13 protein-coding genes are annotated in these 13,481 nt (G+C 69.7%); 10 read left to right on the top strand and 3 right to left on the bottom strand.

Features of this window, described 5'->3' with window-relative positions; translation table 11 throughout:
* The first annotated feature begins 35 nt into the window (after positions 1-35).
* From ahcY to ACZ7CH_RS24945, 4 genes are read left to right on the top strand one after another with little or no spacing between them, the layout of a single operon-like run.
* Positions 36-1,499 carry an adenosylhomocysteinase gene (gene ahcY, locus ACZ7CH_RS24930; protein WP_458430328.1) on the top strand — a complete coding sequence of 488 codons (1,464 nt, stop codon included), beginning with the start codon at positions 36-38 and terminating at the stop codon, positions 1,497-1,499.
* A 51-nt stretch (positions 1,500-1,550) separates the two neighbouring features.
* The gene (locus ACZ7CH_RS24935; RefSeq protein WP_470370156.1) at positions 1,551-1,997 is read left to right on the top strand and encodes a hypothetical protein; all 447 of its coding nucleotides are present in this window, start codon (positions 1,551-1,553) and stop codon (positions 1,995-1,997) included.
* A 9-nt stretch (positions 1,998-2,006) separates the two neighbouring features.
* Positions 2,007-2,693, top strand: coding sequence for a DddA-like double-stranded DNA deaminase toxin (locus ACZ7CH_RS24940; RefSeq protein WP_470375026.1), 687 nt, complete (start codon positions 2,007-2,009; stop codon positions 2,691-2,693).
* Positions 2,690-3,109 (top strand): Imm1 family immunity protein, encoded by a 420-nt coding sequence (locus tag ACZ7CH_RS24945; RefSeq protein WP_470375027.1) that lies wholly within the window; start codon positions 2,690-2,692, stop codon positions 3,107-3,109. Before ACZ7CH_RS24940 ends, ACZ7CH_RS24945 begins: the two co-directional genes overlap by 4 nt.
* On the opposite strand, the gene ACZ7CH_RS24950 is transcribed toward ACZ7CH_RS24945, so the two are convergent.
* Together ACZ7CH_RS24950 and ACZ7CH_RS24955 are read right to left on the bottom strand one after the other, a co-directional pair.
* On the bottom strand, positions 3,106-3,288 hold the full coding sequence (locus ACZ7CH_RS24950; protein WP_470375028.1) for a DUF397 domain-containing protein: 183 nt from the start codon (positions 3,286-3,288) through the stop codon (positions 3,106-3,108). The genes ACZ7CH_RS24945 and ACZ7CH_RS24950 overlap by 4 nt on opposite strands.
* Complete coding sequence (locus tag ACZ7CH_RS24955; protein ID WP_470375029.1) at positions 3,263-4,117, bottom strand: helix-turn-helix domain-containing protein; 855 nt, start codon at positions 4,115-4,117, stop codon at positions 3,263-3,265. Before ACZ7CH_RS24955 ends, ACZ7CH_RS24950 begins: the two co-directional genes overlap by 26 nt.
* 76 nt (positions 4,118-4,193) lie before the next feature.
* Here ACZ7CH_RS24955 and ACZ7CH_RS24960 point away from each other — a divergent pair, with 76 nt between their 5' ends.
* The gene (locus ACZ7CH_RS24960; protein ID WP_470375030.1) at positions 4,194-6,281 is read left to right on the top strand and encodes a TerD family protein; all 2,088 of its coding nucleotides are present in this window, start codon (positions 4,194-4,196) and stop codon (positions 6,279-6,281) included.
* A 60-nt stretch (positions 6,282-6,341) separates the two neighbouring features.
* On the opposite strand, the gene ACZ7CH_RS24965 is transcribed toward ACZ7CH_RS24960, so the two are convergent.
* Entirely contained in the window at positions 6,342-7,310 is a 969-nt protein-coding gene (locus ACZ7CH_RS24965; protein WP_360395055.1) for a helix-turn-helix domain-containing protein, read from the bottom strand.
* 143 nt (positions 7,311-7,453) lie between these two features.
* Between ACZ7CH_RS24965 and ACZ7CH_RS24970 the strand changes: the two genes are divergently transcribed.
* The 5 genes from ACZ7CH_RS24970 (at position 7,454) to ACZ7CH_RS24990 (ending at position 13,356) form a co-directional block, all read left to right on the top strand.
* Positions 7,454-8,098, top strand: a complete 645-nt coding sequence (locus ACZ7CH_RS24970; RefSeq protein ID WP_470375031.1) for a dTMP kinase — start codon at positions 7,454-7,456, stop codon at positions 8,096-8,098.
* 75 nt (positions 8,099-8,173) lie between these two features.
* Complete coding sequence (locus ACZ7CH_RS24975) at positions 8,174-9,004, top strand: SAM-dependent methyltransferase (protein ID WP_360395061.1); 831 nt, start codon at positions 8,174-8,176, stop codon at positions 9,002-9,004.
* 185 nt (positions 9,005-9,189) lie between these two features.
* Positions 9,190-9,867, top strand: a complete 678-nt coding sequence (gene mtrA, locus ACZ7CH_RS24980) for an MtrAB system response regulator MtrA (RefSeq protein WP_030471262.1) — start codon at positions 9,190-9,192, stop codon at positions 9,865-9,867.
* A 10-nt stretch (positions 9,868-9,877) separates the two neighbouring features.
* On the top strand, positions 9,878-11,620 hold the full coding sequence (mtrB, locus tag ACZ7CH_RS24985; RefSeq protein WP_360395064.1) for an MtrAB system histidine kinase MtrB: 1,743 nt from the start codon (positions 9,878-9,880) through the stop codon (positions 11,618-11,620).
* A complete protein-coding gene (locus ACZ7CH_RS24990) occupies positions 11,617-13,356 on the top strand; it encodes an LpqB family beta-propeller domain-containing protein (RefSeq protein WP_360395067.1) in 1,740 nt (579 codons plus the stop codon). Before mtrB ends, ACZ7CH_RS24990 begins: the two co-directional genes overlap by 4 nt.
* The last annotated feature ends 125 nt before the right edge of the window (positions 13,357-13,481 follow it).

Below are 13,481 nucleotides of genomic sequence, written 5' to 3' on the forward strand. Positions count from 1 at the left end.
GACACCCTCTCCGAAGTGCCTTGGAGGACTTCGCAATGACCGCGGACCGCTTGCAGACCCGCAACGGCATCGACTTCGCTGTGGCCGACCTGTCACTCCACGAGTTCGGCCGCAAGGAAATCCGTCTGGCGGAGCACGAGATGCCCGGCCTCATGGCGCTCCGTCGCGAGTACTCCGGTGCACACCCCCTCAAGGGCGCCCGCATCTCGGGCTCCCTGCACATGACCATCCAGACGGCCGTGCTCATCGAGACGCTGGTCGACCTGGGCGCCGAGGTCCGCTGGGCCTCCTGCAACATCTTCTCGACCCAGGACCACGCGGCCGCGGCCGTCGTCGTCGGCCCGCACGGCACCGAGGAGGAGCCCAAGGGCGTCTCCTGCTTCGCCTGGAAGGGCGAGACGCTGCCGGAGTACTGGTGGACCTGCGAGCAGATGCTCACCTGGCCCGACGGCAAGGGCCCGAACATGATCCTGGACGACGGCGGCGACGCGACGCTGCTGGTCCACAAGGGTGTGCAGTACGAGGCGGCCGGTGTCGTCCCGTCGGCCTCGGAGGACGACTCCGAGGAGTGGGGCATCGTCCTGGACACGCTGCGCGCGTCGCTGGAGCGCGACGGCAAGAAGTGGACGAACATCGCCGAGGGCATCCGCGGCGTCACCGAGGAGACCACGACGGGCGTCATGCGCCTGTACCAGCTGGCCGCCGCCGGTGACCTGCTGTTCCCCGCGATCAACGTCAACGACGCGGTCACCAAGTCGAAGTTCGACAACCGCTACGGCATCCGCCACTCGCTGGTCGACGGTCTCAACCGCGGCACCGACGTCCTGATCGGCGGCAAGGTCGCGGTCGTCTGCGGCTACGGCGACGTCGGCAAGGGCTCCGCGGAGTCGCTGCGCGCCCAGGGCGCCCGCGTCATCGTCACCGAGATCGACCCGATCTGCGCCCTGCAGGCCGCCATGGACGGCTACCAGGTCGCGCGCCTGGAGACGGTCCTGCCGATCGCCGACATCGTGATCACGACGACCGGCAACAAGGACGTCGTCACCGTCGAGCACATGGCCCAGATGAAGCACCAGGCGATCCTGGGCAACGTCGGCCACTTCGACAACGAGCTCGACATGGCCGGCCTGCAGCGCTACCCCGGCATCCGCAAGACCAACATCAAGCCCCAGGTCGACGAGTGGACCTTCCCGTCGGGCCGCACGATCATCGTGCTGTCCGAGGGCCGCCTGATGAACCTGGGCAACGCCACCGGCCACCCCTCGTTCGTCATGTCGAACTCCTTCTCCAACCAGGTGATCGCGCAGATCGAGCTGTTCACCAAGTTCAAGGAGTACGACAACGAGGTCTACCGCCTCCCGAAGGTGCTCGACGAGAAGGTCGCGCGCATCCACCTGGAGGCGCTCGGCGGAGAGCTGACCAAGCTCACCAAGGAGCAGGCCGAGTACATCGACGTGGACGTCGAGGGCCCGTTCAAGCCGGAGCACTACCGCTACTGATCTGCCCTGACAGGGGCCTCCCGCGCAGGGTCGCGGGAGGCCCCTGTTTTCATGTCCGTCGTGGGATTCTTCGGCACCTATGCCTACGAGAACGGCTCCTGGACCACGTTGTCCGAGGGCGAACTGCCGCCGCTGACCGAGCCGTGGCTGTGGATCGACATCCACGACAGCGACATCACCTCGGTCGTCTACGCGCCCGCTGGGCCTGGCACCGGTGTCGCCTACCTGGGCCTGACGCCGCGCACGTACTTCGAGAACCCCGGCGCGTCCGACCCCACGGATGTCTCGCGTGAGGCTGCCGGGTTGGCCGCGTGGGCTGGGCAGGTGTCGGCCGAGGAGATCCGCGGGTTCCTGGCCGAGGACGAGGACCCGGACTCCTTTTCGTGGGACGAAGGGGAGGACGTGGACGCGTTCGACGGTGCCGAGGTGTTCGTCGAGGTCAAGACGGCGCGGTTCCTGGCGGCGATGGGGTTGCCGGTGCCGTACGAGCTCAGCTGACGAACGCGCGTGGCAACGCTCGGAGACGTCATCGCCGCGTTGCGCGCAAGCCTGGAACGGCTGCCCTTCGCCGAACTCGCCAACGCACTTGACGCCGCCGAGGAAGCGCACGTTCTCATCGAACGGGCGGCTGCCGGAAGCGGCCAAGCCGACATCCACCAGGTGCTCGACACGTTCGCGCAGGTGATCGCGGGCATCGACGCGTTGCAGCGCAGGTTGACCACCATCCACGCTGGTGTGACGGCTGTGGCGAACAGGCTGGAGGGCAGCGGTCGAGCCGACGAACCGTTGCCAGCAGCACCTGTTCCTGCGCCCGGCGCGACGTTGCTCGCCAAGCTCCCCGCTCGGGAGAACGGCAAGACGTCGGGGATCTGGGTCGGTGAGGACGGTGTGGAGCGTCCGCTCGTCAGCGGCGAGCACGACTGGCAGCAGGCACGCGGCGTGCTGGCGGAGCTGGGGATCGGCCCGGCCAGGGGCACCCTGTGGGTCGCTTCGCACGTCGAGGTCAAGCTCGCCGCGGCTCTCCGCAGCTTGTCCGCCATGCGCGTTACGCTCGCCGTCAACAACGCGCCCTGCGATGAGGGCCGGTGGTCGTGCGACCGCCTCCTGCCGAGGATTCTCAAGCCAGGCCAGACGGTGACGATCCACTGGCCGGGCGGCCGGCAGACCTACCGAGGAAAGGAAGCCCAGGGATGAGCTACGTCTTGGAGGCTTCGTACAAGCACGGTGCCGGCGTGCGGCTGCTGCGCACTGATGACGACATCGACGGCTTCCTCGCGGAACTGCTGAACGCTGGGCCGGACTACCAGTCAGCGACCATCTACGCCGTGGACGACGCCGCAGACGAGGACCCCGCGCACGAACTGGTGGTCGGCGTGGACGAGGCGACCGCGCTCGGTGCCGTCCGCTACGCCGGTGATGACGGCGAATGGTTCAGCCGAGGCGAGAACGTCAACCCGCACGGCGTGCGCTTCCTGTACTACGGCACCGCGCACGAGTACCCCGCCGACTCGGAGGTACCATTCGACCTCGTGCGGCAGGCCCTGCGGGAACTGCTCGCGAACGAGGGCAAGCGGCCCGAGTGCGTGACGTGGCAGGCGGCTGGCGACTAGCGCTCGTCGCCGCTGACGAACGCCCGCCAGGCCTCAGCGCTGAACTCCAGCTCGGGGCCAGCGGTGTTCTTGGAGTCACGCACGCGCACGACCTCGGCGAATGCCACTTCGACGCAGTTGCTGTCGACGGAGTCGCCGCCGCTGTAGCTGCTCTTACGCCAGGTGCAGTCTCCGGCCACTGAGGTCCTCCCGCGATCGGCTGGCGAGGTCCGCCACCATCGTTCGCGATTGTTCCTCACTGAGGGCGAGCGCATCCAGCCGTCCGAAGAGCGACTTGCAGCGCTTCGTCCCGATCTGGTCCTGGACGAAGACCTGGGCGATGTCGCATTCCGAGAAGGCGACATCGCTGCGCTTCTCGTACTGCCACAGGATGTAGTTGGCCGTCAGGACGCCGGCGGGACCACTCGTCGCGGGCACGATCCGGAGAACGTGCGTGTGGAACAACAGCCTCATCAGCTGGTCTTCCATGACCGCATCCGTGCCGACTTTGAGCCGCAGGGCGTTCTCGTGGATGTAGAAAGTGCATGAGGGCCGGTCGTGTCGCTGCAGCAGCGACTGCCGTTCCATCCGGAAGCGGACCGCCGCCGCGATCAGTTCGGGTGTGAGCACTTCACGAGCCTCGAACAGCGCCAGCGCGTACTCCTCGGTCTGCAGCAAGCCCGGAATGTACGTCAGGTCGTAAGTAGTGATTGCCTGCGCGGCGGACTCGGCCATCACCATGGTGCGCAGGTTGGTCGGCGCTTGGACGAAGTACGGGTCGAAGGCGCGGCGATACCGGTCCAGAAACCCCTCGATGAACTCCAGCGACCGCCCACACCGCCCCAGGTACTGCACGATGTCGATCTCGCTCGCCCGCACCTTCCCGTGCTCGATGTTCGACACCTTCGCGGGGTCCCACCCGAGCATCCGCGCGATCCTGCGCCCGCGGAACGTCGTGCACTGCTCGCGGATCTGGCGCAGCTCGTCACCGAGGTCACGGCTGTACGGGGTGGACGGGTCACCGTTCATGGAACTCGAAGGTAGGCGTTGTGCGAAGAACAACATCGGCCCCGAACGGGTGCACTTACTCGGTTGACGTGCGAGGTTGACTGAGCGGGTGCTCATGACCCTCATCGGCCGGACCTTGCGCGTGCCCACCTCGACCGGGGCCGCCGGTGACGGCCGGGCCGAAGCCAGGCGGTTGGACGCGGCGCTGGTGCAGGTGGGGTTCAAGGCGTCGAAGGAGCTCGTGGAGCACGTGGCGGGTCTGCGGAACCCGGCCGCGTACACCCGGACGGTCGTGGACGCCGTCCGCAGGCTCGTCGGGGACGACGTGCGGCACAACCCCTACTTCAAGGACTTCCCGCACGGCGTGCCGGACACCGTCGAGTTCTGGGCGCACTGCCTGCGCGACGCGCTGCTCAAGAACGTGCCTGCCGACGAGCTCGCGGCGAACGGCGTGCTCAACCTGCTCGCGTTGCCGGAGTACGGCACCCGCCGGCACACCTACGAGGAGCTCCTCCAGGCGCACGACGCGCTGATCCCGTCCGTCAAGGACCGCGTCACCGTCCTGCACCTCGGCGGGACCGAGGCGGAGGAGACCCGCCGCCTCTACCTGGAGCTGGCCGGCAGCCCGACGCCGCTGGGCGAGGCCGACCTGCACCTGCTCGCCGAGCTGGCCGAGCAGACCGACGAGCTGCCGGAGGCCGTGCCGGTCAGGGAGAACCGCGCGGTGGTCAACGCCGCCCGGCTGGCCCGTGGTGCCGTGCCGTCCGTCGACACCGTCACGGACGTGCTGCGGCTGGCGTGCCAGGCGTCGGGCGGGGACGTGACACTGCGGACGCCCACCCGGTTCCGGTCGTTCCGGCGGCCGGAGCGCCGGGTCCTGCTGGCGGCGCTGGACGAGACCGTGCGGAGCAACCCCGGCAAGCTCGGTGACGTGCCGCGGCACCGTGAAGCGTGGAAGCGGCTCGGGGAACGGCTGCACCCGCACGAGTACGAGCTGCTGCCGTGCGCGCAGGACGTGTTCGCGGTGGCACGCAGGGAGAAGGTCGTCAGGTCGTTCGCAGGACGGGTGGAGCTGGCGTTCCAGGAGGGCGACCTCCGCACGGCCGTCGGTGTCCTCGGCGCGGCACCGGGGATGCTGCTGCGCCAGCTCGACCGGCTGCTGCGGTACGGCGCGGACCAGGACCTGGTCGTGGACGCCGTGCGCGCCGCCGCGCCCGAGGTGTCCGGCCGCGTGCTCTGCTCGGTGCTCGAACACCTCCAGAACCGCGAGAAGCCGGACGCCGCGAGGGTCTTCGCCAACCGGAACGGCCGGGCGTGGGTCACGGACGACGTCCGGCCGCCGCTCGCGAGCCCCGTCGTCGGTGCCCTGGTCGACGTGCTGGAGGACGAGCTCGTCCGCAGGCTGCCCGGTGTCTCGGAGCTGCGCGTGGCGCCCGAGGCGCTCGACGTCGTGCTCCCGTTGTCCGGCAAGGCCTCCGAAGAGGGGTTCAACGTGCTGCCGCGCGGGTCGAAGGCGTGGCTGGAGGGCGACCTCCTGCGGTTCTTCGCGTACTGGCGGCAGAAGGGGCAGCGCACCGACTACGACCTGTCCGCGGTGCTGCTCAACGCCGCCTTCGACTTCAAGGGGCAGGTGTCGTGGACCAGCCACCACGGCGACGGCGCCTACTACTCGGGTGACCTCACCGAGGCGCCGGACGGTGCCACGGAGTTCATCGACGTGCCCCACTCCGCCATCACCGCGAAGTACGTGGTGCCGCAGGTGAACATCTACGACGGCGAGGGCTTCAACGAGGTCGCCGAGTCGATGTTCGGGTTCACGACCCGGGAGCCCGGCCAGCGCGGCAAGCCGTTCGAGCCGAGCACCGTGCGGGCGCGCAGTGCCATGCGCGGCAACGGCCGGGTCGCGCTGCCGGTCGTCTTCGAGCGCTGCGAGGGCGGCTGGCTCGCCACGTGGCTGCACCTGTACCTGCGCGGCGCCTCGTGGGGGAACCGGGTCGAGGGCAACCGCGGCATCGTGCGCGAGACCGTGGCGGCTGTACTGGGGCGCAAGCACTTCACCGTCTGGCACCTGGCCGACGTGGTGCGCCGCAAGTCCACTCCGGACGGAAGTCCGCTCACCGCGACCGTCGAGCAGCTGGACAAAGTCCTGGACAGGACTGCTAGCGTGGACGACGCGAGGCCATGAGAGGGCTTCCTTCTCACACTCCTGTAAAGATAGCCCTCTCGCTTTCCTCGCCCTCGCTTCTCAGCTCCACTCGACCGCGATGCCCGCGATCCCCGGCCCGACGTCGCTGAAGTAGGCGCTCACGACGCCGCCGAGCCCGCACACCAGCTCCTCGACGTCGACCGGGGTGGCCTCGGCCGACGCGCGGAACTGCTTCGTGCACCGCGCCGGCATCGCCCGCCGGTGGAACGACAGCTGCACCAGGTAGGAGCCGCAGACGTCGCGGAACGTGCGGTGGTTGCCGGGCGTCGCGCCGCCGGTGTCGTCGACGACGGTGTAGCTGAAGACGTGCTCCTCACCGGCCGAGAGCCTGCGGTCGAAGAGCATCTCCACGGCCAGGTTCCGGGAAGCGCCCTCCCTGCGCAGCCGCCCCTGCCGGCAGCCCTCACCCGCGCGCACGAGCGCGTTGTCGATCACCGCGCCGTCGTCGCCCTGGTGGACGGCAAGGTAGCGGTCCGGGCCCTGGCGCACCGCGCGCACGACCAGCCGTGTGGTGATGGAGCGCTGCTCGCGGTGCATGCCGATCTGCACGGTGTCGTGCACGGAGAGCACTTCGAGGTCGGCGTTGCTGCGCGCGGCCTCGGGCACCGAGTCGAACGAGGCGAGCAACGGCGCCGAGTCCGGGCACGTCGGCACCGGGCGCGGCAGGTAGGTGTTGGCGGTGCGTGGACCGATGAGGTCCAGCAGGGACGATGGCGGCAACCGCAGGACGGACTCCAACGCGCGCACGGTGCTGATCGCACGCGGGACCTCCGGGTGGCGCAGGCCGCGTTGCCAGTACGAGAGCGTCGACTGGCCCACCTGGACACCGAGTTGTTCGAGGTGGGCGCGCAGCCGTGCGAGCGAGAGGCCCCGGTGGGCGATCGCCTCGCGCAGAGCGCGGTGGAACGGCCCGTAGCGCAGCGTCTCGGCGAGCGGGGTCGGCAGACCCCCGGTCGGGTTACCGATCGGTTCGTCGACCGACTCGGCGTGCCCGGATTCCGCGGCCACCGCGGCACCTACCCTTCACACACGCGCCGTGTGACTGTTCACCGTAGTCACTCGATCTGGTGATCGAAAGATCGGATTTCGCCCGTGTGGGGGACGGGTTGCGGCCGTGTGAGTGGCCGGTACCGGTCCCGTAGGGTGCTGGCGTGGGAAAGCTCGTAGTGATCGAGGGCCTCGACGGGGCCGGCAAGCGCACCTTGGCCAACGGTCTGATCGCCGCTCTTGAAGCCGAGGGCAGGACCGTGACCAGCCACGCTTTCCCCCGCTACGGGATCAGCGTGCACGCGGACCTGGTCCGCGACGCCCTCTACGGCAACATCGGCGACCTCAGCGACTCCGTCTACGGCATGGCCGTGCTGTACGCGCTGGACCGGCGCGGCGCCGCCGACGAGATCCGCGCGGACCTCGAACGGCACGACGTCGTGCTGCTCGACCGGTACGTCGCCTCCAGCGCCGCCTACAGCGCCGCGCGGCTGCACCAGGACGAGCACGGGGAGTTCGTGCGGTGGGTCCGCGAGCTGGAGGTCGAGCGGTTCGGGCTGCCCGTTCCGGACCTGCACCTGCTGCTGCGCGTGCCCGTCGAGGTCGCCGCGGAACGTGCCGCGAAACGGGAGCGGGAAGACGGGTCTCGTGCGCGAGACATTTATGAATCCGATGGCGGCCTGCAAGCCCGTTGCGGTGCTGTTTACGACGGATTGGCGAACATCGGCTGGCTCGCGCCGTGGCAATTGGTCGACGGCCGGTCAAACGTGAACTTCCGTTCGCTTTTGGGACCGCTCTTCACTCCTTGAGTGGTCGCTCACGTGCGTACCCATTGACACGATCGAGTGTCGGTACGTCACTGTGAGTTAATAGGAGTGCCCAATTTGAAGCGCGTATTGCAGCGCACCCCGGTCGGGGTCGCCCGGACGGCGGTCCTGATCGCCGCCGCCCGTGCCACCGAGCAACGCCAACTCGACCGCCTCTTCGACGACCCGCTGGCCGAGGGGCTGGTGACGGCCGCAGGCTCCGCGAGCGACCTCAACGGCGTGCGCAACCTCGCCGGTGACCACTTCGTCCTGCGCACCCGCTACTTCGACGACCAGCTCCTCGACGCGGCGCGACCCCAGGTCGTGCTGATGGCGGCCGGGCTCGACACAAGAGCGTTCCGGTTGAACTGGCCGCCGGGCACGACCGTGTTCGAGCTCGACTTACCGGAGCTGCTCGACTTCAAGGAGCAGGCCCTCGGCGACCTGGGGGCACGTCCGTCCTGCGACCGGGTCGTCGTCCCCTGCGACCTGCGCGACGACTGGGCGACCTCGCTGATCCACGCGGGGTACGACCCGAGGAGGCCCACGGCGTGGTTGCTGGAGGGCCTCTTCATGTTCCTGCCCCCCGAGGCCGGCGAGCGGATCATGCACTGGGTCGGCGCGCTGTCGGCCCGCGGCAGCACGCTCGCGCTCGAACACGTCAACCGCGCGTTCCGGGAGCTGCCGCAGATGAGGGCGGTGCAGCAGCGGTTCGACTCGATGGACGCCGGCTGGTGCTCCGACGTGGAGGACCCGGTGGCGTGGCTGGCAGGGCACGGCTGGCGCGGCACCGTGACGCACCAGGTCGACCTGGCCGCGCGGCACGAACGCCCGGTACCCGCCATCACCGACCCGCGGAAGGTGGGTGACGCGCGCATCTGGCTGGCCTCGGCCGTCCGCACGGCCTGACACCACCGGGTAACGAATGGTGACCGTCGCACGACGATGCACGCGACGATCAGGCCGAATCAGGCGAGGTGGGGCACGTGGAACGAGGGTTCCGGCCGGTTACCGAACGAGCGCGCTCCGCCACCAGCGGCGATGGAACGTGGGTGGTGCGCGAACGCGCGACCGGCAGTGCAACGATGTTGGGCATGAAGGCACGCGTGCTCGTCGTCGATGACGACCCCGCCCTGGCGGAGATGCTGACGATCGTGTTGCGCGGGGAGGGCTTCGACACCGCGGTGGTCGCCGACGGTGCCCGTGCCCTGCCCGCGCTGCGCGAGCTCAAGCCCGACCTCGTGCTGCTCGACCTGATGCTGCCCGGCATGAACGGCATCGACGTCTGCAAGGCGATCAGGTCCGAGTCGGGCGTGCCGATCGTGATGCTCACCGCGAAGAGCGACACGGTCGACGTGGTGCTGGGTCTTGAGTCCGGTGCCGACGACTACGTCGTCAAGCCGTTCAAGCCGAAGGAGCTGGTCGCCCGCATCCGGGCGCGCCTGCGGCGCACCGAGGCCGAGCCGTCCGAGGTGCTGCAGATCGGCGACCTGACGATCGACGTGCCCGGTCACGAGGTGCTGCGCGAGGGCCGTCCGATCCAGCTGACGCCGCTGGAGTTCGACCTGCTGGTCGCGCTCGCCCGCAAGCCGCGCCAGGTGTTCACCCGCGAGGTGCTGCTCGAACAGGTGTGGGGCTACCGGCACGCCGCCGACACCCGCCTGGTGAACGTCCACGTGCAGCGGCTGCGGTCCAAGGTGGAACGGGACCCGGAGCACCCCGAGGTGGTGTTGACCGTTCGCGGTGTCGGGTACAAGGCCGGCCCTCCGTGACAGGTGGCGTATGAAGTTCGTTCGGCCGCTCGCCGCGAAGGCGCAGTTCCTCGTCGAGGAGGCGCGCAAGCGGTGGGCCGCGTTCGGTGATCTGTGGCGGCGTTCGCTGCAGCTGCGGGTCGTGGTGTCCACGCTCGCGCTGTCGTCCGCCGTGGTCTTCGTGCTGGGCATGGTCCTGCAGATGCAGATCACCAACCAGCTGCTGGCCACCAAGGAGGAGGCGGCGGTCCGCCAGGCGAAGGCCTCGCAGACGCTGATCCAGTCCGACCTCGTGGGCCTCAACCCCGGTCCGGACAGCGTGCAGACGCGGTTCACCAGCGCGATCAACAAGCTCGCGGTGGGCAGCGCCGGCACCGACGCCACGGCGGCCGGCGCCGGCGCGTTCGAACCCGTGCTGGCCGACGGGCTCGCGTCCAACAGCGCCCGCGTGCCGTCCGTCGGGCCGCTCGACGACGTGCCGCCCGGCCTGCGCGAGATGGTCGAGAACGGCGGCGAGGGCACCCAGATCCACACCGTGCAGCGCGGCGGGCAACCGACCACGCTGTACGTCGTCGGCCTGCCGATGAGCACCACGGCCCGGTCGATGCAGCTCTACCTGATCTTCCCGCTGGCCTCCGAGCAGCGCACCGCCGAGGTCGTGCAGTCGACGCTCGTGGTCGGTGGCGTCGTGCTGCTGATGCTGCTCGCGCTGATCGCGAACCTGGTGACCCGGCAGGTCGTGCGGCCGGTGCGGCAGGCGGCCGAGGTCGCGGAGCGGTTCGCGGACGGCGTGCTGCACGAACGCATGCACGTCGTCGGCGAGGACGACGTGGCGCGGCTGGCCGAGTCGTTCAACGAGATGGCCGAGTCCATCCAGGCCCAGTTCAAGCAGCTGGAGGAGTTCGGCCAGCTGCAGCGCCGGTTCACCTCGGACGTCTCGCACGAGCTGCGCACGCCGCTGACGACCGTGCGCATGGCCGCGGACGTCCTGCACGCCTCGCGCGAGCAGTTCCCCGCCGGGCTCGCCCGCTCCACCGAGCTGCTGGTCGACGAGCTCGACCGGTTCGAGTCGCTGCTGGGCGACCTGCTGGAGATCTCCCGCCTGGACGCCGGTGTCGAGGAGCTGACCGCCGAACAGGTGGACATCCGCGTGCTGGCCCGCCGGGCGCACGACTCGGTGCGCGCGCTGTCGACGACGGCGAACTCCCCGGTGGTGCTGGACCTCCCGGACGAGGAGCTCACCGCCGAGCTGGACTCCCGCCGCGTGGAGCGCATCCTGCGCAACCTGCTGGCGAACGCGATCGACCACGGCGAGGGCCAGCCGGTCGAGCTGACCATGCGCGGCAACGCCGACGCGGTCGCGATCACCGTGCGGGACCACGGCGTCGGGCTGCGGCCGGGCGAGGCGGACCTGGTGTTCAGCCGGTTCTGGCGCGCCGACCCGTCGCGCAACCGGCGCACCGGCGGCACCGGCCTCGGCCTGTCGATCTCGCTGGAGGACGCGCGGCTGCACGGCGGCTGGCTGGAGGCATGGGGAGAACCGGGCCACGGCGCGGTGTTCCGCCTGACGCTGCCGCGCACGCACGGCGAGGAGCTGCGCGAGAGCCCGTTGCCGCTGGCGCCCGCCATCGCGGCCGGCGCGGTCGCCGCCGTCGCGGAGACGCCGGTGGCGGAGGAACCGGAGGAGGTCGAGCTGACCCCCGAGGAGATCACCTGGCAGCCGGCCGAACCGGTCGACGGCGTGCCCGACGAGGTTTCGGAGGAAGTGCGGTGAAGCGGCTGACCCTGGTGCTCCTCGTGCTCGTGACGATCACGGGCTGTGCCGCGATCCCGACGAACACCCAGCCGAAACCCATCGGCACCAAGGACAACAAGGCCTCGAACACGAACCAGGCGCCCGAGCCGCGGCGCGACCTCGACCCGTTCGAGCTGGTTCGCGACTTCATCGGCGCGACGTCCAACCCGGACCACAACTACGCGGCGGCGCGGGCGTACCTGACGCCGGAGGCCGACAAGAAGTGGGACACCAAGAGCCCCACGATCATCGAGACGTCGTTCTCGACCGTGCCGACCTCGCAGGCGCAGGCCGAGAAGACGCAGACCGTGTTGCTGCAGGGCAAGAACGTCGGCCGCCTGGGCGCCAACGACAACGCGTTCGTGCCGCAGCTCGGCGACTTCTCGACGCCGGTGAAGCTGGAGCGCAACAACGAGAACCAGTGGCGCATCTCCGAGCCGCCGCTGGGCGTCTACATGCCGCAGAACGTGTTCAACAACAGCTACCGCCGCGTCGTGCTCTGGTTCTACAACCCGGAGTTCAGCGTGCTGGTGCCGGACCCGCGGTTCGTGGTCGTGCCGCCCGCCACCGACATCCCGACCCGCGTGACCGAGCTGCTGATCAAGGGCCCCAGTGACGCGCTGCGCGACACGCTGGTCTCCGCGCTGGGCCCGGACACCGACAAGTTCTCGAACACCAAGGAAGCCGACGACGGCGCGCTCGAGGTCAACCTCACCAAGGTCGGCAACGACCGCACGCCGGAGAAGAACAAGCAGATCGTCGCGCAGGTCGTGAAGTCGTTCCAGGGCGTCACGTCCTCGCGCATCCGCGTCCTCGTCGACGGCCAGCAGATCCTGGCCGAGCAACGCGACTACCGCCCGTCCGACGTGTCGGCGACCGCGGGTGAGGCGTTGCTGGCCTCGAACGTGAACCTGCCCGGCATGCTGGTCGTGGACGGCCGCCTGCGCTCGCTGAACGACGGCGTCGCCGTCAAGGGCCCGGCCGGCGACGGCACCTACACCGTGGCGAGCGCGGCCCAGTCGCTGGACGGCTCGCGCCTGGCGGTGGTGACCCGCGACGGCGCGGCGATGCGCCTGCGGGTGGGGGAGAACGAGCAGCCGCTGTCCGAGGTGGACCTGCCGGCCACCTCGCTGACCAGACCGACGTGGCTGCTGTCGAGCGGTCCGAAGGAGCCGAGCAAGGAGGTCTGGACCGTCGCCGACGGGAGCTCGGTCACGCGCGTCACCCGTGCGGACAACGGCAACTGGACCGCGAAGAGCGTCAACACCACCGACCTGGCCGCGTTCGGCGGCATCACCGAGCTCCGCCTCTCCCGCGACGGCACGCGCGCCGCCCTGGTCATCGCCGGGAAGCTCTACGTGGCCTCCGTGGTCCGCAACCAGCAGGACGTGGCGCTGCGCTCCCCGCGGGCCGTTCAGCCGTCCCTGCTGGGCTCCTCGGTGCTGTCGGTGGACTGGCTGTCGCAGGACATCGTGGTCGTGTCGTCGTCCGTGGCCGCGCTGCCGGTCAGCAAGGTGTACATCGACGGGGCCAAGCTCGACCGGTACAGCCAGTCGAACCTCACCGGGCTCGTCGGGTCGGTGGCCGCGGGCCCGTCGCGGTCGGTGCAGGTGATCGACAGCTCCGGGCTGTGGATCGCCACGGACATCACCGACGTGTGGCGTCCGAGCCCGATCCGCACGTCAACCGGTTCACAGGTCTTCTACCCGGGCTGACCCCCTGCTCCTACCGGCGTCTGCAAGTACTGCCAACTCAAGATCAGCGAGCACTTTTCCGCTGCCAACCGCCCTTCCGGCCGCCTGCGCACCCATCGCTGGTTCGGCGGTGTGCGGGACCGCGG

Source organism: Lentzea sp. NPDC037011, from assembly GCF_055607425.1.

Bases quoted from the DNA above. Each gene is read 5' to 3' on its own strand.
- ahcY (WP_458430328.1), top strand. From the start codon at position 36: ATGACCGCGGACCGCTTGCAGACCCGCAACGGCATCGACTTCGCTGTG.
- ACZ7CH_RS24935 (WP_470370156.1), top strand. From the start codon at position 1,551: ATGTCCGTCGTGGGATTCTTCGGCACCTATGCCTACGAGAACGGCTCC.
- ACZ7CH_RS24945 (WP_470375027.1), top strand. From the start codon at position 2,690: ATGAGCTACGTCTTGGAGGCTTCGTACAAGCACGGTGCCGGCGTGCGG.
- ACZ7CH_RS24955 (WP_470375029.1), bottom strand. From the start codon at position 4,117: ATGAACGGTGACCCGTCCACCCCGTACAGCCGTGACCTCGGTGACGAG.
- mtrA (WP_030471262.1), top strand. From the start codon at position 9,190: ATGAAGGCACGCGTGCTCGTCGTCGATGACGACCCCGCCCTGGCGGAG.
- mtrB (WP_360395064.1), top strand. From the start codon at position 9,878: ATGAAGTTCGTTCGGCCGCTCGCCGCGAAGGCGCAGTTCCTCGTCGAG.